The organism is Vagococcus proximus (genome assembly GCF_029143285.1).
Taxonomy (GTDB): Bacteria; Bacillota; Bacilli; order Lactobacillales; family Vagococcaceae; genus Vagococcus_D; species Vagococcus_D proximus.
In genome coordinates, this window is the sequence record NZ_JAPDSH010000006.1 from 110,490 (window position 1) to 130,817 (window position 20,328).

The window sequence follows — 20,328 nt, forward strand, 5'->3', positions numbered from 1 at the left end:
GGGATAAAGTGAAATTAATGATACCAGTAAGTCTAGTTGTACTTGCATTAATACTGCTAAGCATTGTGACCTTATCCTTTAAGTCATACCGAGACTATTTTAAGAAAAGAAAAGCAAAACATTCGATAGTAAAAGCGTTAGTCTTAACCGTAATGGAGGCGTTAATAGACTTTATAATATTAGTTTTCTAAAAGCATTCGGCCCGGAATGCTTTTTCTTTTTGACAACAGATAGTAAGATTGGTATTGTTTAAGTGTTTTTAAGATGTTGACAAAAATGAAATCGTTTTCTTTGGGAGGTTTTTAAAACATGACATTTCAAAAGAAATTGAAAAAGGAAATGTTTATTTATAGCGTAATATTGATTATTTTATCTACTATAGGTTTAGGAATCGGACTTTATTATTATGATTTAACAACGTCTAGAAAATTATTATCTAGACAAGAAACAGAGATTTCAGATGTATTTTCTTCATTAGAAACTGATTTTAATCGCTTATATGATGGGAATAAAGAGCTATATAAAAATTATTTATCAAATAAGATAGAGGAAGCAGCGATTTATTATCAATTTTCAGTATTTCAGAGTCATCAGGCCATGAAAAGTGATTTAATTTTATTAACATCAAACAATGACTTAGCATTTACAACGTCGAGTAAGTTTTTAGACGACCCACGATTAAGTTACTATTTGAGTCTAGTTCTTACGGAATCAAAAAAACCGGAGGACTTGCGATTTAAAACATTTACTGATGGGGAACGAAATCGTTATTTGTTATTGATAAAACAGTTGGCAAATAAAGGATTCGTTGTAGAAATGATAGATCAAAGAGAGCTAGAAAATAAGCTGAACCGTGTTGGAGCGAACTATATTATTTATGATGATTTTGATAATGTATTAGCATCTTCGTCTACACAATTTATTGAATCAAGTTTAAAGAAGGTTAAAGCTCATTTCTTAGCCGAACATTTTGAGTATCAAGGGAATCAATATAGTTCTCATAAATTAGCCTTATCTAAAGGGATGAATGTTGTAACCTTTACTGAGCATGAACCTTTAGGGTTAATCGTACAACGAGTTTTTTACTATATGGCACCACTATTTGGCATAATGATGTTATTCGCAATTTATTTTGTCAAACGATTTTCTCAAAATAATTCTGAATCGGTATACAAATTAAAAACAGAGATGGAAAAAGTGATGAACGATTCTACACATCGTATTGAAATAGAGGGAAAGGATGAGTTTTATGATATTGCGGATGCAATTAATAAAATGCTTGTACGGTTAAACAATTCATACGATCAAAATATACGATTAGCTAACGAAAATTTGATTTTTGAACGAAAAAAACTAGAGGCACAATTTAATCCTCATTTTTTATATAATACTCTTGAGGTTATTAGAAGTAGCTGTTTTTATGATACAGCTTTAACAAATCGACTTATTTTATTGTTAAATGATATTCTGAGGTACAGTATTGATGAAACGATTACGACGCCTTCGTTGAGAGATGATTTGACGTATATAAAAAAATACTTGGAGATTGCAGCTATTAGATTTGATGATTTTTCATATAGTGTCAGGTGTAGTCCGGTATGTGAAGAGGTAATGATTCCAAAATTATTGATATTACCTTTAATTGAAAATAGTTTGAAATATGGGTTTAGAGATAAATCTCAATTAGCAGTCATTATTGATATTAAAGCTTTAACGGATAAAAAAATACAGATAACTTATATGGATGATGGTGAGATTATGAGTCCAGAAGATATCGAATCGTTGTTATCTCAGTTAGTTAACCCTAATCCTAATCAAAATCACCATGGCTTAATGAATTGTAAAAGACGATTAGAATTAATGTATCCAGGTAGTACATTCACCATTTACCGTGCAGATGTGCAAACAGTGGTGGAAATGATTATTGAAACAGGGGGTGGCGAGTCATGTATAAGGTTCTAGTAGTCGAAGATGAAAAGATTATACGCAAAGGAATTGTCTATGGATTTGATTATGCGAAATATAATTGTTTGGTCGTAGGTGAAGCGTCTAATGGGCAAATTGGTATTGAAATGATTAGAGAATTGAATCCGGATATTGTAATCAGTGACATAAATATGCCTGTGAAAAATGCATTTGATATGTTAGAGGAAACGCAAGATATGGTTTATAGTACTATCATTATTTCAGGTGTTAACGAGTTTAAAATGGCTCAGCAAGCAATCAAGTTTGGGGTAACAGAATTTTTATTAAAGCCTCTTGATATGGATAAGTTGGCTCTCTCTATAAAAAAAGCAATCGAACATAAAGAAATGCAGAGTCTTTATCACGAACAACTGTCTGCTAAAAATTGTGCGCTTTCGAAAGAGGTATTGGTTTTTCAAAAACAAGAGATGACAGATGAGCTGGTGTTAGAGATGATTCATTATATTGAGACACACTATGGTGAAAAAATAACTTTGGAGGAGTTAGAACACGAGTTAAATTATAGTAAGTCAGTCTTACAGGCACGATTTAAGAAAGCAACACACTATACCTTTAATGAGTTTATGAACCGTTATCGTATTCAAAAAGCAGTTGAAATGATAAAAAACAAGCATAAAGTCTATGAAATTGCGTCAGCGTGTGGATTTAAGGAATATAAGTATTTTAATAAAGTTTTTAATAAGTACACAGGCATGTGCGTATCAGATTTTGCTTCCTTAGTTGAATAAGGAAGCATTTTTTTGCGATTATTTTTACCGAAATCAAATTATTTTTGGATAGTCTTAACGATAGTATGCGCTTACAATTAGGGTATCAATTAAAGAAAAGGGGTATTGTAATGAAAAAAATCTATTTAAGTTTGGGAGTTTTGGTTGCATCAGCAGCGTTATTGGTGGGATGCTCTGCTAAAAATGAGGATAAAGCCAGCGGGAAGTCAGATGAAAAGAAAATTATCATCTATTCACCCAATTCAGAAGGATTAAGTGATGCGGTCATTCCAGGTTTTGAAGAGAAATATGGAATTAAAGTTGAACTCGTTCAAGCTGGAACAGGTGAATTATTCAAGAAATTAGAAACTGAAAAAGAAGCACCTGTGGCTGATGTAATCTGGGGTGGTGCTTATTCCCAATACGCAGAGAGCACAGATTTATTTGAAAAGTACACGTCTAAAGAGAATGAAAATGTAGTAGATGAGTATCAAAATAAAACAGGATATTATACACCATACACGATTGATGGCAGTGTTATTTTAGCTAATAAGAAATTAATTGGTGACAAAAAAATAAAAGGCTATAGTGATCTATTAGATGAATCATTTAAAGGGAAAATCTCGACAGCAGACCCAGCTAATTCATCAAGTGCCTTTGCTCAGTTAACTAATATGTTATTAGCAAAAGGTGGTTATGAAGATGAAAAAGCTTGGGATTATGTTAAAGATGTCTTTACGTTAGTTGATGGTAAAATTTCATCAAGTTCTAGCAATGTTTATAAAACAGTAGCTGACGGTGAGATGACAATAGGGTTAACGTATGAAGATCCTAGTGTGAAGTTATTAAATGACGGGGCAGATGTAGAAATTATTTATCCAGAAGAGGGAACCGTTTTCCTACCAGCAAGTGCAGCGATTATCAAAAATTCTGTCCATGAAGAGAATGCCAAGAAATTTGTTGACTATGTTATCTCAAAAGAAGTTCAAGATATTTTAGGAACAACGACAACAAATCGTCCTGTTAGAAAAGACGCTGAAACTAGCGAAAATATGAAACCGCTATCTGATATTAAAACAATTGAAGAAGACCAAGAATATGTAATTAAAAATAAACAAGATATTGTTAAAAAATACAGTGATGTCTATGTAGACATTCAATCTAATAAATAGAGGAGTAGTCAAAATGAGTAAAATTACTATAAATCATGCTAAAAAAATATACAACGGATTAGAAGTTATTCCAGATTTATCCGTTGATATCCCAGATGGGTCTCTCTTTACTCTATTAGGCCCGTCAGGATGTGGTAAAACCACTTTGCTTAGAATGATTGCCGGTTTTAATTCAATCGAAGGTGGCGATTTTTATTTCAATGATGAACGGATTAATGACAAGGAGCCTAGCAAACGTAATATCGGGATGGTATTCCAGAATTATGCTATTTTTCCTAATTTAACAGTTCGTCAAAATGTAGAATTTGGTTTGAAGCAACGCCAACTTTCAAAAACAGAGATTAAAGACAAAACGGATACTTATTTAAAATTAATGCAGATTGACCAATATCAAGATCGTAAACCTGATCAATTGAGTGGTGGGCAACAACAACGTGTGGCTTTAGCAAGAGCGATTGCGATTAGTCCTGATGTGTTACTTATGGATGAGCCTCTAAGTAACTTGGATGCTAAGTTACGAATTGATATGCGTCAAGCTATTCGTGAGATTCAAAAAGAGGTTGGGATTACAACAGTTTATGTGACTCATGATCAAGAAGAAGCTATGGCGATTTCGGATAAAATTGCGGTACTTAGAGATGGCAAAATTCAACAAGTAGGCCGTCCAAAAGAATTATATCATCGTCCAAGTAATATCTTTGTGGCTTCATTTATTGGAAGAACAAATGTGATTGAAGGTAGATTAGTGAAAAAAGAGAGTAAAGCTGTTCTGGTTTTTCCGAATCATTATGAGCTACCTTTCCCTCAACTTAATCACGTTGAGGAGCAGAAGGTAAAAATTAGTATTCGCCCAGAAGAGTTTGTTAGAACAGGCGATCATGGTATTGCAGCTGATGTTATTGACAGTATTTATCTAGGTTTGAATACAGAGTACTATTTAAATTTAGGTGGCAACCAAAAAATCCAAGTAACAGAAGAGTCAACATTTGAAGAAGATTTGACAGCAGGAGACCGGATTTATCTTGAAATTAATACGCAAAAAATTAATGTCTTCAATGAGGATGGTAGTCAGAATTTACTAGGTGGTGAGTAGGATGAGAAAGAAAAAATTTAAATGGGACATTTGGAATGGCTCCTCCTTGTTTATATTAGCAACATATTTAATTTTTCTAGTTTATCCACTAGGAAGTTTATTAAAACAAGCGATTATCGTATCAGGGAATGTATCATTTGAAAATTTCGTTACGTTCTTCTCTAAGACGTATTACTCTGAAACCTTAATTAATAGTTTTAAAGTTTCATTAACCGCAACGGTTTGTGCTTTAATTGTTGGTATTCTTTTAGCATATTTATTTGCAATGTATGAATTTAAAGGGAAAAAAGTTTTACAAATTCTCATTATCATTGCCTCAATGTCAGCTCCTTTTGTTGGGGCTTATTCATGGATATTACTTTTAGGTCGTAGTGGTATTATTACGACATTTCTATCACAAACGTTTGGTTTTGTGATGCCAGATATTTATGGATTTAAAGGAATAACATTGGTTTTCACTTTACAATTATTCCCACTGATTTTCTTATATGTTAGTGGTGCTTTTAAAAGTATTGATAATTCATTACTTGAAGCAGCAGAAAGTATGGGATGTAGTGGATTATCACGTTTCTTTAAAGTGATTTTACCACTGTTACTGCCAACAATTTTAGCTGGGGCATTGCTAGTCTTTATGCGTGCGTTCTCTGATTTTGGGACACCGATGTTAATTGGTGAAGGGTATCGAACTTTTCCAGTCTTGATTTATACAGAGTTTATGAGTGAAGTTGGGGGAAATGCTTCATTCGCCTCATCTCTCGCGGTGATTGCGATTATTATTGCCTTAACTATTTTCTTGATACAAAAATATGTATCAAACAAAAACACATTTACGATGAGTTCGTTACATCCGGTAGCAGAAAGAAAGGTATCTGGTCTCAAACGAGGTATTATCTATGTTGTGTCTTATGGTATTGTTTTCCTTGCCATTTTACCTCAACTTTATTTAATGTATACATCTTTCCAAAATACTAAAGGGATGGTATTTGTATCAGGCTATTCGTTAAACAGCTATACAGAGGCATTTAACCGAATGGGATCAGCTATATTTAATACGATTAGAATTCCATTAATGGCTCTAGTGATTGTTGTAATATTTGCGGTATTTATTTCTTATTTGACTGTTAAAAAGAAAAATATTTTAACTTCAGCGATTGATATTCTAAGTATGGTTCCTTATATTGTACCAGGGACTGTTTTAGGGATTGCATTCTTAGCAGCCTTTAATACCGGGATTGGTGGCTCTGGTTTCTTAGCTATCACGGGGACAGCTTTAATTATCGTTATTTCATTAACTGTTAGACGTTTACCTTATACCATCCGTTCTTCAGTTGCGACATTAGGACAAATTCCTGATTCGATTGAAGAGGCGGCATCGAGCTTAGGAAGTAGCAAGATAAATACGTTCTGTAAAATAACCGTTCCAATGATGGTATCAGGGATTGTCTCAGGTGCTATCTTAAGTTGGATTACTATGATTTCAGAATTATCAACTTCTATTTTACTGTACAATGTTAATACTAAGACCATGCCAGTAGCAATCTATACAGAAGTTATTCGTGGAAATTATGGAATTGCAGCGGCGCTTTCTACAATTTTAACAGCTATAACAGTGGCGTCGTTGTTACTATTTATGAAAGTGACAAAAAGCGACACGATTACGATGTAGCTATTTAAAACACTTCACTAACGAGTGAAGTGTTTTATTGTTTGGAGAGACTGGGTTATAATGGAAGTATTATAAAAAATGGAGATGAGTCGGATGGAAGAATTGATGAAAGAAATAAATGAGTTTAGAGATGAGAGAAATTGGCGTCCGTTTCATACGCATAAGGATTTAGCGATTTCAGTTTGTTTGGAGGCATCTGAGTTATTAGAAAACTTTCAATGGAAGAATGATCAGCAAGCAGTAGAGGCTGATATGGAAAATATTAAGGATGAGATTGCAGATGTTTACATTTATTTAATGATGTTAGCAGATGATTTAGATTTAGACATTAAAGAAATTGTTCGCAATAAAATCGTGAAAAATGGGATAAAGTATCCAGTAGAAAGAACACATAATTTAGAGGTAAAACCTGCTAACAAGTAATAGGACTGTTATAGTTAAAATGCGTATTACTTTTCAAATAACACGTGTTATGACATAATAGACATATACTTAAGAAGGAGGTAATATCATGGTGAATAAAGATGAATTATTAGGAAAAGCTAAAGAAGGAATCGGTAAAGTAACTGATGATGGTTCTAAGGAATTAGAAGGTAAACTCCAAGAAGGTTTAGGAAAGTTAAAAGAAAAAGGTGAGGAATTAGTCGATGACATTTCTCATAAAGTAAATGATACAATTGATCATGTTAAGCATTCAGATAAGGAAGAATAATTTAAAATAAAACAAAAAAAGACCTGTTAGCGATTCAAGCTAACAGGTCTTTTTTGCGTATTAAAGCGGTTTATTGAGAAATAAAAGGATATATTTATTTGTTTATGTATTAAATCTAATATTTTTGGAAAAGTATTCACATTTGTTCATAAAAGGGCTATAATTAATAACATTCTTTGTTTTTTGAAATAATTCGGAAAAATAAGTAAGCTAACCATCGAAAAAATGAATTTAAAAGACAATGTTGAGGTATGCTTACAGTCATAAAAGAAGAGTAGGAGAATAGTATGGCTCAATTGGAGATGAGAAATCTTACTAAAAAAGTAGGGTTCAGTTATTATTTTATAAATACTAATTTAAAGATTCCTGAAAAAAAGATTTTAGGTTTATTGGGGAAAAATAATGTCGGAAAAACTTATTTATGCTATATGTTGGCTGGTTTAGATACGGAGTATGAGGGTCAAATTATATGGGATAGCGCGACACCAGTGGGGTTAGTTGATGGGAAAGAAGAATTAAACTCATCAGAAACGATACAATGTTATTTTGAGTCTATTATAGAATTGGATAAAAAGGGGAATACAAGGGATTGGATTCAAGTCTTGGAAGAGGTTGGTCTTGATAGAAAAAGTTTAACACCACTTTGTGACTATTCCTGTATGAATAAGAAAAAAGTTATGATTGCTAAAACAATTTTATTTAATAGAGAATTGGTAATATTTGATGAACCTTTCTATGGTCTAGATACTTTTTCAAAAATCGAAATAAAGGCCCTTATAATAAAAATGATGCAAAATCACTATACAATGGTCGTGACTAGCCCTCATGAGAAGGATTTGACGGAGATTTGTGATATTATATATCTAATTGAAGGTAGACAAATTCATCGTTTTGTTTAGAGAAATGATACGACGAGTCTTGCTAATGTTGACGACATAATTCTTAATGTGGGAGTGATTTTATTGGAAAAAAAAAGATTTAGAGAAGAAGGTTTTAAATTAGATGGTGTACCGGGGATGTATAATGCAATTACAGATGTAACTGGTGTTGAAGTTGGTTATAGTACAGTTTGGTTAGGTGAACCTGCTGATTATAAAGGCGATTTCTCTAATTTTGCTCGAACAGGTGTGACAACGATTTTACCAAGGGGGAAAAAAAGAAGTGCTGTTTATGCAGGCCGTTTTGATTTGAATGGAAATGGTGAGATGACCGGTTCTCATTGGATTGATGATTCAGGATTTTTACATGGTCCTATTGGGATTACAAATACTCACAGTGTTGGAATTGTAAGAGATAGTCTTGCGAAATGGATGGTCCAAAATAAGTTTTATTATCCCTTGATTATGAATGGCAAGCCAGTTGAAAATTGTAGCTTCTTTTACCCGGTTGTAGGTGAAACATGGGATGGAATGTTAAATGATACGAATGGTTTTCATGTGGAAGAAAAGCATGTTATGGAAGCTCTAAAAAATGCTAAATCAGGTACACCTGCGGAAGGTAATGTTGGTGGTGGGACTGGGATGAAATGCCACGGATTCAAAGGTGGTTCAGGAACTTCTTCCCGTGTCTTGCCAAAAGAAGAGGGTGGCTATACAGTAGGAGCTTTCGTCCAAGCTAATCACGGACCAAGAGATAAATTTAAAGTGTATGGTCTGCCAATCGGTAAGTTGATTGAAGGGCATCAAGCAGTCTTGAATACAGATGCACCAAAACCTGGTTCAGGTTCTATTATTGTAGTACTAGCAACAGATGCTCCCCTCTCTCCAACACAGCTTACTAAATTATGTAAAAGAGTTCCGATTGGTTTAGGAGAATTAGGTGCGGGATGTGAAAACGGCTCTGGTGATATTTTCTTGGCTTTTTCTACTGCTAATGAAAAAGCATATACCACATCTACAAGTACAGCAGATGTACTAGGTGATGATTTGATTGATCCTTTATATAATGCGGTTGTACAGTCTGTAGAGGAAGCTATTTTAAATGCTTTGTTTGCCGCTGATGATTTAGTAGGGCGTAACGGCAATACTTATTACGCGATACCACATGATGAAGTGAAGTCGATTGTTAGAGAATATCGTCCAGATTGCTTAGTTGAATCAGAGTAGAGTGTAAGTATTTGAAGCTATTTTCTAAATAATTTTTATTTTTAGATGTTATTATTCAAAATATTAAAGTTAATAATAGCTAGTTTTATATAAAAAAGTATGATAAAATCATAAAAGAGTAATATGGACAGAATAGGGAGGTTTCAACACGTGAGTAATTTTCTATTAGGCGTTATGATCGCCGTTTCGATTTTAATCATCATTGCCGTAATGATGCAACCAAGTAAGCAAAATAGTGCAGCAAGTGCTTTTACTGGTGGCGCAGACCAATTATTTGGTAAACAAAAAGCGCGTGGGTTTGAAGCAGTTATGCAAAAAGCAACAGCTGTATTAGGTGTTGTCTGGGTTTTACTTGCTTTAGTATTAGCCTACTTATCATCTAAGTAAAAAACGAAGGCCTCCTGTTTTGAACAGGGGGCTTTTTTAGGTACAATGGTAGTATAAGAATGATTAATAGATAATATGAGCGGAGTGAAGAATAAGTGACTATTAAACAAACATTACCTAAAACTGTATTTTTCAGAGGGGGAAAACGTGCTGTTATTTTGATGCATGCTTATACGGGGACACCAAATGATGTTAGATCGTTAGGTCGATACCTAAATAATCAAGGCTATACGGTGTTAATGCCTTTATTCGAAGGACATGGCACAGCTCGTCCGGAAGATATTTTAGAAGCTGGTCCAAGTATTTGGAAAAAACAACTTGACGGTTATTTGCAAGAGTTTCATGCGAATGGTTATGATGAGGTTGCTGTTTTTGGTTTATCATTAGGTGGATTATTTGCTATGAGTGCGGTGACGGATGATATGGAACAGGTAATTGGAGGGGGCGAATTTTGTTCGCCGATCACACCAGAAAATGAAACTAATATTTTTCCAACATTTTTATACTATGCTAAGATGGTTATGAAAAAATCAGTATGTGAAGAAGTAGAAATTAATCGCCGTTTAATGGATATAGAAAAGCTATTACCGAGACAGCTTGATGAGATAAAAGAATTTAGTTCTAAAGTCTTCAATCAGCTACCCTATGTCACGCAACCGACACTGCTTGTTCAAGCTGCAAAAGATAAAATGATTAATCCGAATGATGTGTATGAGGTTGAAAAACAACTAAAGGCCTCTCCTTCTGTTGTGAAGTGGTACCCAGAAAGTGGCCATGTGATTACTGTAGGACCTGAAAAAAAACAATTACAAGAGGATGTCCTATTATTCATAAATAATTTAAATTGGTGCCAACCTAATTAAGATAGGTTGTTGAAGAAGCACCCCGAGGAGAACAAATGAAAGAAACAATAAAAGATAAGATACTTGCAGGTATAAAAGCAAGCGATAAGAAAAGTTTTTCAATGGAAGAGCTAGCAGAATTATTGAATTTTGCAAAAGGAGAAGACTTTAAGGTACTTGTCCAAACTATTGCCACAATGGAACGTGAAAAAACAATTATGTTTACCAAAAAAGGTAAAATTAAATTACCACCTAAAGAAGTATTAGTAGAAGGATTATTTAGGGCGAATGAACGTGGGTTTGGCTTTGTTTCTATCGAAGGTGAAGAGAGCGATGTTTATATCTCTAAAGATCACACTGGATTTGCGTTAAATGGCGATACAGTTAAGATCGATATAATCCAACCTGCTAATCATATCGAAGATAAGACAGCGGAAGGTAAAATTGTCGAAATCGTAGAACGTGCTATGACCCAAGTGGTGGGAGAGTTTATTCCGTTTACTGAAGAAAAAACACAAGAAACAGATTTGTATGGGTATGTTAAACCGCAAGATAAAAAAATGTCTAACTATAAAATCTTTATCCCAGCTGAAGGGATTAAACCTGTTGAAGGAACGATTGTAGTTGTTGAAGTAACACATTACCCTGAACCAGAATTTCCAACAGCATTAGAAGGATTAGTTAAGCAAACAGTAGGGCATAAAAATGACCCAGGGATGGATATTTTAAGTATTGTGATGCAACATGGTATTCCAACAAAATTCCCAGATGATGTATTGACCCATGCGGATAGTGTTCCTGATACTATTTCTGAAGAAGATATAAAAAAACGTCGTGATTGTCGAGACCAAGTACTTGTTACAATTGATGGGGCAGATGCAAAAGATTTAGATGATGCCGTTACAGTCCGTCGTTTATCAAATGGTAACTATTTCTTAGGGGTTCATATTGCAGATGTTTCTCATTATGTTACTGAGGGTAGCCCTATGGATATTGAAGCTTACGAACGTGCAACAAGTGTGTACTTGACGGACCGTGTGATTCCGATGATTCCTCACCGTTTATCAAATGGAATCTGTTCACTTAATCCTAAAGTCCCAAGACTTGCAATGAGTTGTGAGATGGAGATTGATGAAACGGGTCATGTTGTAAATTACGATATCTTTGAAAGTGTTATTCAAACAGCAGAGCGAATGACGTATACAGCTGTTAATGAAATATTAGAAGATAAGAATTCTGATACACTAGCTCAATATAAAGAGTTAGTTCCTATGTTTAACGAAATGGGCGCGCTACATAAGATTCTTGAAGGGATGAGAATAGAGCGCGGTGCTATTTCATTTGAAGACAAAGAGGCTAAAATTATAGTAGATGAAATTGGTAATCCTGTTGAAATTCAATTGAGAGATCGAGGATTAGGTGAGCGTTTGATAGAGTCGTTTATGCTAATGGCTAATGAAACTGTTGCTAAACATTTCAATTCTCAAAAATTACCATTTATTTACCGTATTCATGAACAGCCTAAAGAAGATAAAATGCAACGTTTCTTCGAATTTGCTACAAACTTTGGTATTATGGTTAAAGGAACAAAAGAAGATATATCTCCTAAAGAATTACAAAGTGCTTTAAATCAGGTGAAAGGAAAACCTGAAGAAGCGGTTATTAATAAGATGTTATTAAGAAGTATGCAACAAGCTAAGTATAGTGAAGATGCTGTAGGGCATTATGGTTTAGCTGCAGAGGATTACACTCATTTTACCTCTCCAATTCGACGCTATCCTGATTTAATTGTTCACCGTTTAATTAAGTCATATCAATCGAAACCGATTTCTGATGAGACGAAAGAAAAATGGCAGGAGCATTTACCAGATATTGCCCTTCATAGTTCGCAGATGGAAAGGCGCGCAGTTGACGCAGAACGCGATACGGATTCGCTTAAGAAAGCTGAGTTTATGGTGGATAAAGTAGGTCAAGAGTTTGAAGGTGTTATTGGTTCGATTACTAAGTTTGGTATGTTTATTGAATTAGCAAATACAGTAGAAGGCTTAATTCACATTAGCAAGTTACCTGAGTACTTCCAATTTGTTGAAAGTCATTTAGCTCTTGTAGGAGAACGTTCTAGAACAACTTACCGTATTGGCCAAAAAGTAGTCATCAAAGTAACAAAAGCTGATCCTGTGACGCGCGAGATTGATTTTGAATTGATATCAGCTGAAGAGTTAGCCGAAAAAGATAAAGTAGACATTCAAAAACGTGAACGACGTGGTGGAGGCCGTGAACGAAGCGGTAGAGACCGAGATAGACAGTCTAGAGGCAAAGATAAGCCTTCAGGTCGTAAACAAGGTCGTGATACAAAACAATTGAAAGTTAAGTTAAATAGCAAACCGAAAGCTCATACCGATAGAGATGAGAAATATGGTAAGTCTAAAAAGAAAAAAGGTAAGAAGCCTTTTTATAAAGAAGTAGCGAAGAAAAAAGGTAAAAAGAAAAAGTAGCTAAGAGTTGGGGGAATGAAAATGCCTAAAGGTGAAGGAAAACTAATTGCTCAAAATAGAAAAGCGCGCCACGATTATACAGTTATCGATACAATTGAAGCAGGTATGGTGTTGCAAGGAACAGAAATTAAAGCCATTAGAAATGGTCGCATGAATTTAAAAGATGGATTTGCAAGAGTGAGAAATGGAGAAGTTTTCTTACACAATGTCCATATTAGTCCCTATGAACAAGGGAATTTATTCAATCACGAACCATTGAGAACTAGAAAGTTACTAATGAAGAAAAAACAAATCGAGCGGTTGATTGGTGAAACTAAGAATGCGGGTATAACATTGGTACCTTTAAAAGTTTACATTAAAAATGGTTATGCCAAAGTATTGATTGGTGTATGTAAAGGTAAAAAAAGTTATGATAAGCGTGAAGACTTAAAACGTCGAGATATTAATCGTGAGATTGAACGAACATTAAAGAATAGATAAAAAGAGAAGAACTTTGTGAGGTATGTGATAGTTTATACCAAATACCAAAGTTTTTTTCTTTTTTTTATAAAAATGGCATAAAAAAAACCTTGGAATAACAGTATTTGTGAGGTTTTACTGTTTTAGTTTAAAGTATAAAACTAATAGTGGCTAAATAATTCACATAATCCTTTAAAATTAGTGAAAACTTTGATAGGATAGAGGTTGTAATAGACTATTTTGAATGGGAGGAGAAAGAAGTTTCGTAGAGTAGTGATTGAGATATTGCCAGAAATTGAAAAAACAAATGATTCAAAAGAAAGAAGAAGACAGTTGTTATTTGGGTGATTTTAAAAATTATCGTTTTTTATCAATTATTTTCATGAAAAACTTTGTATTTTGCAATCAATGGTGGTATTATAATTTGTGTTGAATAGCAATAAGTAATAGAGCTATAATTTTTTACTTATAACACATTGCTCAGTTATTATTTTTGTTATTTTAAATCTTCTCTTTGGAAAAGAGGTGAAGTAAAATGGAAGAAAAATCCTGGATTGTTACTATTGCGGGTTTTGATTTTGACGCAACGGTATGTATGATGGTTTTGCTGGCATGTCTGATAATTTTCGGATTTGTGATGTACTGTTCAAGAAATCTTCAACTGAAACCAACAGGGAAACAAAACTTTTTAGAATGGATCATTGATTTCGTTAAAGGAATCTTGAAAGGTAACTTGCCTGGTAAAGAAGTGAATAACTATCATTTACTAGCGTTTACTATGTTCTTATTTGTTCTTGTTTCAAACATCTTGGGTTTGGTGACGAAAATCGGTATTCATAACACTCAGGGTGAAGAAATCAGTTTTTGGAAGAGTCCAACAGCCGATCCGTTAGTAACACTGACGTTGGCAACATTGGTTATTCTTTTAACCAATTATTTTGGAGTTGAGAAATTCGGTGGAAAAGGTTATTTTGATCACAGCTTTGCCCAACCGGCTAAATTCTTAATGCCAGTAAAATTGATGGAAGAATTTACTAACGTTTTAACGTTAGGTCTTCGTCTATACGGTAACATCTATGCAGGTGAAGTATTGTTAACACTTATTTCAAGTAAATTAGCTGTTAATGGTCCTGTATCATTTGTTCTTGCGATTCCATTAGAAATGATTTGGATAGGATTCTCAATCTTTATCGGTGGTATTCAAGCGTATGTGTTTGTAACCTTGTCAATGGTTTACTTATCTCACAAAGTAGCAACAGAGCACTAAAAATGTAGTAACATGTAACAAAAAAAGTATATGGATTAATTAGGAGGAAGTATAATATGAATTATATCGCAGCATCTATCGCAGTTTTTGGGTCAGCAATCGCGGCCGCTTATGGTAATGGTAAAGTAATCGCTAAAACAATCGAGTGTATGGCTCGCCAACCAGAAATGTCTGGTGAATTAAAATCAACAATGTTTATCGGTGTTGGTTTAATCGAGGCCGTGCCAATTCTAGGTGTGGTTATCGCTTTACTATTAATTTTCTTATAAAATATACACGAAGGCAGGACGCCGAACGTATCGGACAACCGTCTCTGCTTTCTTTCTATTTTTAAGAAATGCTAGTCAGTGTGTCGATTAGTGAGTAATAATTTCTTCTATAGTAATGTTACTTTATAAGAAGATCAGGAAACTAGTATAAATGAGAGAGGAAGTTCGAGCGATTATGATCAATAATCTAGTTATAAGTAGTGTACCGACTACTGTTTTTACTACGATGGCTTTTGTCAGTTTGTCTTTTCTTATTTTAATTATCTTAATTAAAAAATTCGCTTGGGGTAACATCATGGCAATCATGGACGAGCGTGCTAATAAAATCTCTAGTGATTTAGACGGTGCGGAACAAGCTAAGATTGAAGCAGATGCTTTACGTCAACAAAGTGAAGAAGAATTAACCCTAGCAAGAAAAGAAGCGGCAGTCATCATCAAACGAGCTAAAGATAACGCAGAGAACAGTGCGCAAAGCATTGTGACAGAAGCTCGTACAGAAGCGCTTAATTACCGTGAAAAAGCGCAACGTGACATGGCGTTAGAAAGAGAACAATTAATTGAATCTGCTCGTCACGAAGTAGCAGATTTATCAGTTCAAATAGCTTCTAAAATATTGAAAAAAGAATTGAATACTGATACTCATAAAGAGTTAATCAATTCTTATATTGAAGGGCTGGGAACACAAAATGAAGACTGAAAATTTAACGATTGACAGACGATATGGCCGTGTTCTTTATGAAACTGCAAAAGAAGAAAAGCATCTCGACCAAACTCACGAAGAGCTTGTTGCTCTTAGAGAGATTTATGAAGATGTTCCCGAATTAGGTCGTATCTTAAGTGATGACCGTTTGGAACCTTTTGAAAAAGTCGACATTCTACATGAATTAGACAAAGAGTTTAGTGAGACCATTTCGAAATTCTTACGTGTTATTTATGAATATGGAAGAATGGATGAAGTGCCACAAATTATCGAAGAATTTGAATTCTTATACTATGAGAATAAAGGGATTTTAGTAGCAGATGTGACATCAGCTGTTCCTCTTACAGACGAACAAGTGACAAACGTTGAAGCTGAGATTGCTAAAAACTTCGGTTATCAAAAAGTTATTTTACGAAGCAAAGTAGATCCTGATATTTTAGGTGGCTTAATAGTTAATGCAGCGCATAAAGTGATTGACAATAGTGTCAAAAAACAGCTTGAAACAATGCATAAAGAACTACTTAAGTAAGGGAAATGAGAAAAAGAGGTGAAAATCAATGAGCATTAAAGCAAAAGAGATTAGTTCGCTCATTAAACAACAAATCGCCAATTATGCTGACGCCCTAGTCGTAGACGAAGTCGGTGTTGTAACATATGTTGGGGATGGTATTGCGCGTGCTTATGGTTTAGAAAACGCTATGAGTGGCGAGTTATTGGAATTTTCAAATGGCTCATACGGGATGGCTCAAAACCTGGAATCCAACGATGTTGGGATTATCATTCTTGGAGACTTTGAGACTATTCGTGAAGGAGATCAAGTAAAACGTACCGGTAAAATCATGGATGTTCCTGTAGGGGAAGCTATGATCGGTCGTGTTATTAATCCTTTAGGTCAACCTGTTGATGGTCTAGGTGAAATTAAAACAACAAACACTCGTCCGATTGAAGCTGCAGCACCTGGTGTTATGCAACGTCAATCAGTAGGTGAACCATTACAAACTGGTTTGAAAGCCATTGATGCGTTAGTTCCGATTGGTCGTGGCCAACGTGAGTTAATTATCGGTGACCGTAAAACTGGTAAAACATCAATCGCTATTGATACAATCATTAACCAAAAAGGTCAAGATATGATTTGTATTTATGTTGCGATTGGACAAAAAGAATCAACCGTTCGTAACCAAGTTGAAACATTAAAACGTTATGGTGCAATGGACTATACTATCGTTGTAACAGCAAGTGCTTCACAACCAGCACCGCTATTATATATCGCGCCTTATGCGGGAGCAGCGATTGGTGAAGAATTCATGTACAATGGTAAACATGTTTTAGTAGTATACGATGACTTATCAAAACAAGCAGCCGCTTACCGTGAGTTATCATTACTATTAAGACGTCCTCCAGGTCGTGAAGCTTATCCAGGTGATGTATTCTACTTACACTCTCGTTTGTTAGAACGTTCAGCTAAACTAAGTGAAGACTTAGGTGGTGGTTCTATGACGGCGTTACCGTTCGTTGAAACACAAGCAGGAGATATCTCAGCTTATATTCCAACAAACGTAATTTCTATCACAGATGGACAAATTTTCTTACAAGATAACTTATTCCATGCGGGTGTTAGACCAGCCGTTGATGCGGGACTATCTGTATCACGTGTTGGTGGTTCAGCGCAAATTAAAGCGATGAAACAAGTAGCTGGGACACTTCGTCTTGATTTAGCTAGTTACCGTGAATTAGAAGCCTTCACACAATTTGGTTCTGATTTAGATGCGGCAACTCAAGCGAAATTAAACCGAGGTCGTCGTACGGTTGAAATCTTAAAACAAGATTTACACAAACCGTTAGCTGTTGAAAAACAAGTAACGATTCTTTATGCCTTAACTCATGGTTTCTTAGATAGTATTCCAGTTGATGATATCTTGAAATTTGAAAGTGAACTATTCACTCATATTGATGATAATTATCCAGAATTATTTGCTCATATTCGTGAGACTAAGAATTTACCAGAATCAGCAGATTTGGATAAAGCAATCAATGAGTTTAAAGATATCTTTGCTTCAACAAACTCTGTTGCAAGCGAGACGTCAGCTGACGCTTAAAAGGATGGTGAATTTGTGTGGCTGAATCATTAATTGAAATTAAAAGAAAAATTGCCTCTACAAAGAAAACCAGTCAAATTACGAGCGCGATGCAAATGGTATCAGGTTCAAAACTAAATAAATCTGAAGCATCATCACGTAATTTCCAACGTTACTCAACTAAAATCCGTGAAATGGTAACTCATTTAGCGGCAACTCAGTTAGAAACTTTGGAAAATGATTTTGCAGCAGGTGGTAGTGATGACCTGAACCCAGATGATTACCATAGTATGTTACTAACTCGTCCAGTTAAGAAAACAGGATATATTGTGATTACAGCAGACAAAGGTTTAGCTGGTGGCTACAATAGTTCGGTTATCAAACAAACTCTGGCTATGTTGTCAGAAGATCATGAAAGTGATGACGAGTATGTTATGATGGCAATCGGAAGTGCAGGTGCTGAGTTTTTCAAAACGCGTGGCATGACAATAGCCTATGAATTAAGAGGATTAAGTGATCACCCAACATTTGATGAAGTTCGTAAGATTGTTAAAGCGGCTGTCCAAATGTATGATAATCACGTATTTGATGAATTATACGTGTGTTATAACCACCACGTTAACTCATTATCGTCTCAATTCCGTGCTGAAAAAATGTTACCAGTATCAGATTTAGATTCTACTGAAGCAAAAACTTATGAATTAGAATACATCTTAGAACCTAATGCAGATGCTATTCTTGATAAATTATTGCCTCAATACGCTGAAAGTTTGATTTATGGTTCTATTTTAGATGCAAAAACGGCAGAACATGCAGCGCGTATGACTGCAATGAAGAGTGCAACAGATAATGCTAAAACTATTATTGACGATTTAACTATTTCCTATAACCGTGCCCGTCAAGCAGCAATCACTCAAGAAATTACAGAGATTGTTGGCGGAGCAGCGGCATTAGAGTAATAACGGGAGGAATGTGAAATGAATTCAGGCAAGATTGTTCAAGTTATCGGTCCCGTTGTCGACGTGGAATTTCCTTCAGATCAATCATTACCAGATATTAATAACGCCTTAGTTGTCTATAAAGCTGGCTCAAAACAAAAAGTTGTTTTAGAAGTTGCTTTAGAACTTGGTGATGGAGTTATTCGCTCTATCGCTATGGAATCAACTGATGGCTTACAAAGAGGGATGGAAGTCCTTGATACAGGAGCATCAATTTCTGTACCAGTTGGTAAAGAAACTTTAGGACGTGTATTTAACGTTCTGGGTGAAACAATTGATTTGGACGAACCTTTAAATGAAGACATTGAGAAAAGTAGTATTCATAAAAAAGCACCGACTTTTGATGAATTAGCTACAAGTACCGAAATCTTAGAAACAGGTATTAAAGTAATCGATTTATTAGCCCCTTATTTAAAAGGTGGTAAAGTTGGACTATTCGGTGGTGCCGGTGTTGGTAAAACTGTATTAATCCAAGAATTGATTAATAACATTGCCCAAGAGCATGGTGGTATTTCAGTGTTCTCTGGTGTTGGTGAACGTACTCGTGAAGGTAATGACCTTTACTTTGAAATGAAAGAATCAGGCGTTATTGAGAAAACTGCCATGGTATTTGGTCAAATGAATGAGCCACCGGGTGCGCGTATGCGTGTTGCCCTAACTGGTTTAACAATTGCTGAATATTTCCGTGATGTTGAAGGACAAGACGTGCTACTATTTATCGATAACATTTTCCGTTTCACACAAGCAGGTTCAGAGGTATCAGCCTTACTAGGTCGTATGCCATCAGCCGTTGGTTACCAACCAACTCTTGCTACTGAGATGGGACAATTACAAGAACGTATTACATCTACTAAGAAAGGATCGATTACGTCTATCCAAGCGATCTATGTACCAGCGGATGACTATACCGATCCGGCACCAGCAACTGCTTTCGCCCATTTAGATGCTACTACTAACTTGGAACGTCGTTTAACTGAAATGGGTATCTATCCAGCCGTGGATCCATTAGCTTCTACTTCAGGCGCGTTAGCACCTGAAATCGTTGGTGAAGGACACTACAAAGTGGCAACAGAAGTTCAACATATCTTACAACGTTACCGTGAGTTACAAGATATCATCGCTATCTTAGGGATGGATGAATTATCTGATGAAGAGAAAATTTTAGTTGGACGTGCGCGTCGTATTCAATTCTTCTTATCACAAAACTTCCACGTTGCTGAACAATTTACTGGTCAACCAGGTTCATATGTACCAGTTAAAGAAACAGTTCGTGGATTTAGAGAAATTCTTGACGGTAAACATGATGATTTACCTGAAGAAGCTTTCCGTAGTGTAGGTAGTATTGAAGACGTGATTGAAAAAGCTAAAAATTTAGGATACTAGAATAGGGGGTAG

The 20,328-nt window shown here is 35.1% G+C and carries 21 protein-coding genes; all 21 read left to right on the plus strand.

The window, feature by feature from the left end:
* The first annotated feature begins 8 nt into the window (after nt 1-8).
* The 21 genes from OL233_RS08625 to atpD all read left to right on the plus strand — a co-directional run bounded on the left by OL233_RS08625 (nt 9) and on the right by atpD (nt 20,316).
* The gene (locus OL233_RS08625; RefSeq protein ID WP_275471921.1) at nt 9-191 is read left to right on the plus strand and encodes a hypothetical protein; all 183 of its coding nucleotides are present in this window, start codon (nt 9-11) and stop codon (nt 189-191) included.
* Between the two features lie 118 nt (nt 192-309).
* Nucleotides 310-1,962: a sensor histidine kinase gene (locus OL233_RS08630; protein ID WP_275471922.1), complete on the plus strand. Its 1,653-nt coding sequence runs from the start codon at nt 310-312 to the stop codon at nt 1,960-1,962.
* Nucleotides 1,947-2,714, plus strand: a complete 768-nt coding sequence (locus tag OL233_RS08635) for a response regulator transcription factor (protein WP_275471923.1) — start codon at nt 1,947-1,949, stop codon at nt 2,712-2,714. Before OL233_RS08630 ends, OL233_RS08635 begins: the two co-directional genes overlap by 16 nt.
* 110 nt (nt 2,715-2,824) lie before the next feature.
* Nucleotides 2,825-3,865, plus strand: a complete 1,041-nt coding sequence (locus OL233_RS08640; protein ID WP_275471924.1) for an extracellular solute-binding protein — start codon at nt 2,825-2,827, stop codon at nt 3,863-3,865.
* Between the two features lie 13 nt (nt 3,866-3,878).
* A complete protein-coding gene (locus tag OL233_RS08645) occupies nt 3,879-4,958 on the plus strand; it encodes an ABC transporter ATP-binding protein (protein WP_275471925.1) in 1,080 nt (359 codons plus the stop codon).
* A 1-nt stretch (nt 4,959) separates the two neighbouring features.
* Nucleotides 4,960-6,624 (plus strand): ABC transporter permease, encoded by a 1,665-nt coding sequence (locus tag OL233_RS08650; RefSeq protein WP_275471926.1) that lies wholly within the window; start codon nt 4,960-4,962, stop codon nt 6,622-6,624.
* A 78-nt stretch (nt 6,625-6,702) separates the two neighbouring features.
* Complete coding sequence (locus OL233_RS08655) at nt 6,703-7,047, plus strand: nucleotide pyrophosphohydrolase (RefSeq protein WP_437184414.1); 345 nt, start codon at nt 6,703-6,705, stop codon at nt 7,045-7,047.
* Between the two features lie 88 nt (nt 7,048-7,135).
* Nucleotides 7,136-7,336 carry a CsbD family protein gene (locus OL233_RS08660; RefSeq protein ID WP_275471927.1) on the plus strand — a complete coding sequence of 67 codons (201 nt, stop codon included), beginning with the start codon at nt 7,136-7,138 and terminating at the stop codon, nt 7,334-7,336.
* A gap of 287 nt (nt 7,337-7,623) precedes the next feature.
* Nucleotides 7,624-8,235, plus strand: coding sequence for an ATP-binding cassette domain-containing protein (locus OL233_RS08665; protein WP_275471928.1), 612 nt, complete (start codon nt 7,624-7,626; stop codon nt 8,233-8,235).
* A 63-nt stretch (nt 8,236-8,298) separates the two neighbouring features.
* Nucleotides 8,299-9,441, plus strand: a complete 1,143-nt coding sequence (locus OL233_RS08670) for a DmpA family aminopeptidase (protein WP_275471929.1) — start codon at nt 8,299-8,301, stop codon at nt 9,439-9,441.
* A gap of 150 nt (nt 9,442-9,591) precedes the next feature.
* Complete coding sequence (secG, locus tag OL233_RS08675; protein WP_126829873.1) at nt 9,592-9,828, plus strand: preprotein translocase subunit SecG; 237 nt, start codon at nt 9,592-9,594, stop codon at nt 9,826-9,828.
* A 95-nt stretch (nt 9,829-9,923) separates the two neighbouring features.
* Entirely contained in the window at nt 9,924-10,691 is a 768-nt protein-coding gene (locus OL233_RS08680; RefSeq protein WP_275471930.1) for an alpha/beta hydrolase, read from the plus strand.
* 35 nt (nt 10,692-10,726) lie between these two features.
* Entirely contained in the window at nt 10,727-13,165 is a 2,439-nt protein-coding gene (rnr, locus tag OL233_RS08685; protein ID WP_275471931.1) for a ribonuclease R, read from the plus strand.
* 21 nt (nt 13,166-13,186) lie between these two features.
* Nucleotides 13,187-13,645, plus strand: a complete 459-nt coding sequence (smpB, locus tag OL233_RS08690; RefSeq protein ID WP_126829879.1) for an SsrA-binding protein SmpB — start codon at nt 13,187-13,189, stop codon at nt 13,643-13,645.
* Nucleotides 13,646-14,159: 514 nt separating this feature from the next.
* Nucleotides 14,160-14,891, plus strand: coding sequence for a F0F1 ATP synthase subunit A (gene atpB / locus OL233_RS08695; RefSeq protein ID WP_275471932.1), 732 nt, complete (start codon nt 14,160-14,162; stop codon nt 14,889-14,891).
* Nucleotides 14,892-14,947: 56 nt separating this feature from the next.
* Nucleotides 14,948-15,160, plus strand: coding sequence for a F0F1 ATP synthase subunit C (gene atpE, locus OL233_RS08700; protein ID WP_126829883.1), 213 nt, complete (start codon nt 14,948-14,950; stop codon nt 15,158-15,160).
* 151 nt (nt 15,161-15,311) lie between these two features.
* Entirely contained in the window at nt 15,312-15,857 is a 546-nt protein-coding gene (gene atpF, locus OL233_RS08705) for a F0F1 ATP synthase subunit B (RefSeq protein WP_275471933.1), read from the plus strand.
* Complete coding sequence (gene atpH, locus OL233_RS08710; protein ID WP_275471934.1) at nt 15,847-16,389, plus strand: ATP synthase F1 subunit delta; 543 nt, start codon at nt 15,847-15,849, stop codon at nt 16,387-16,389. Before atpF ends, atpH begins: the two co-directional genes overlap by 11 nt.
* A gap of 28 nt (nt 16,390-16,417) precedes the next feature.
* On the plus strand, nt 16,418-17,956 hold the full coding sequence (gene atpA, locus OL233_RS08715; protein ID WP_275471935.1) for a F0F1 ATP synthase subunit alpha: 1,539 nt from the start codon (nt 16,418-16,420) through the stop codon (nt 17,954-17,956).
* A 17-nt stretch (nt 17,957-17,973) separates the two neighbouring features.
* Nucleotides 17,974-18,894, plus strand: a complete 921-nt coding sequence (locus OL233_RS08720; protein WP_275471936.1) for a F0F1 ATP synthase subunit gamma — start codon at nt 17,974-17,976, stop codon at nt 18,892-18,894.
* Nucleotides 18,895-18,912: 18 nt separating this feature from the next.
* Nucleotides 18,913-20,316: a F0F1 ATP synthase subunit beta gene (atpD, locus tag OL233_RS08725; protein WP_126829893.1), complete on the plus strand. Its 1,404-nt coding sequence runs from the start codon at nt 18,913-18,915 to the stop codon at nt 20,314-20,316.
* Nucleotides 20,317-20,328: the final 12 nt, after the last annotated feature.

Excerpts from the sequence above, each read along its gene's own strand:
- OL233_RS08645 (WP_275471925.1), top strand. The coding sequence starts at position 3,879 with ATGAGTAAAATTACTATAAATCATGCTAAAAAAATATACAACGGATTA.
- atpH (WP_275471934.1), top strand. The coding sequence starts at position 15,847 with ATGAAGACTGAAAATTTAACGATTGACAGACGATATGGCCGTGTTCTT.
- atpA (WP_275471935.1), top strand. The coding sequence starts at position 16,418 with ATGAGCATTAAAGCAAAAGAGATTAGTTCGCTCATTAAACAACAAATC.
- OL233_RS08655 (WP_437184414.1), top strand. The coding sequence starts at position 6,703 with ATGGAGATGAGTCGGATGGAAGAATTGATGAAAGAAATAAATGAGTTT.
- OL233_RS08660 (WP_275471927.1), top strand. The coding sequence starts at position 7,136 with ATGGTGAATAAAGATGAATTATTAGGAAAAGCTAAAGAAGGAATCGGT.
- OL233_RS08665 (WP_275471928.1), top strand. The coding sequence starts at position 7,624 with ATGGCTCAATTGGAGATGAGAAATCTTACTAAAAAAGTAGGGTTCAGT.
- atpD (WP_126829893.1), top strand. The coding sequence starts at position 18,913 with ATGAATTCAGGCAAGATTGTTCAAGTTATCGGTCCCGTTGTCGACGTG.
- atpE (WP_126829883.1), top strand. The coding sequence starts at position 14,948 with ATGAATTATATCGCAGCATCTATCGCAGTTTTTGGGTCAGCAATCGCG.
- atpF (WP_275471933.1), top strand. The coding sequence starts at position 15,312 with ATGAGAGAGGAAGTTCGAGCGATTATGATCAATAATCTAGTTATAAGT.
- rnr (WP_275471931.1), top strand. The coding sequence starts at position 10,727 with ATGAAAGAAACAATAAAAGATAAGATACTTGCAGGTATAAAAGCAAGC.
- atpB (WP_275471932.1), top strand. The coding sequence starts at position 14,160 with ATGGAAGAAAAATCCTGGATTGTTACTATTGCGGGTTTTGATTTTGAC.
- OL233_RS08650 (WP_275471926.1), top strand. The coding sequence starts at position 4,960 with ATGAGAAAGAAAAAATTTAAATGGGACATTTGGAATGGCTCCTCCTTG.
- smpB (WP_126829879.1), top strand. The coding sequence starts at position 13,187 with ATGCCTAAAGGTGAAGGAAAACTAATTGCTCAAAATAGAAAAGCGCGC.
- OL233_RS08635 (WP_275471923.1), top strand. The coding sequence starts at position 1,947 with ATGTATAAGGTTCTAGTAGTCGAAGATGAAAAGATTATACGCAAAGGA.
- OL233_RS08630 (WP_275471922.1), top strand. The coding sequence starts at position 310 with ATGACATTTCAAAAGAAATTGAAAAAGGAAATGTTTATTTATAGCGTA.
- OL233_RS08640 (WP_275471924.1), top strand. The coding sequence starts at position 2,825 with ATGAAAAAAATCTATTTAAGTTTGGGAGTTTTGGTTGCATCAGCAGCG.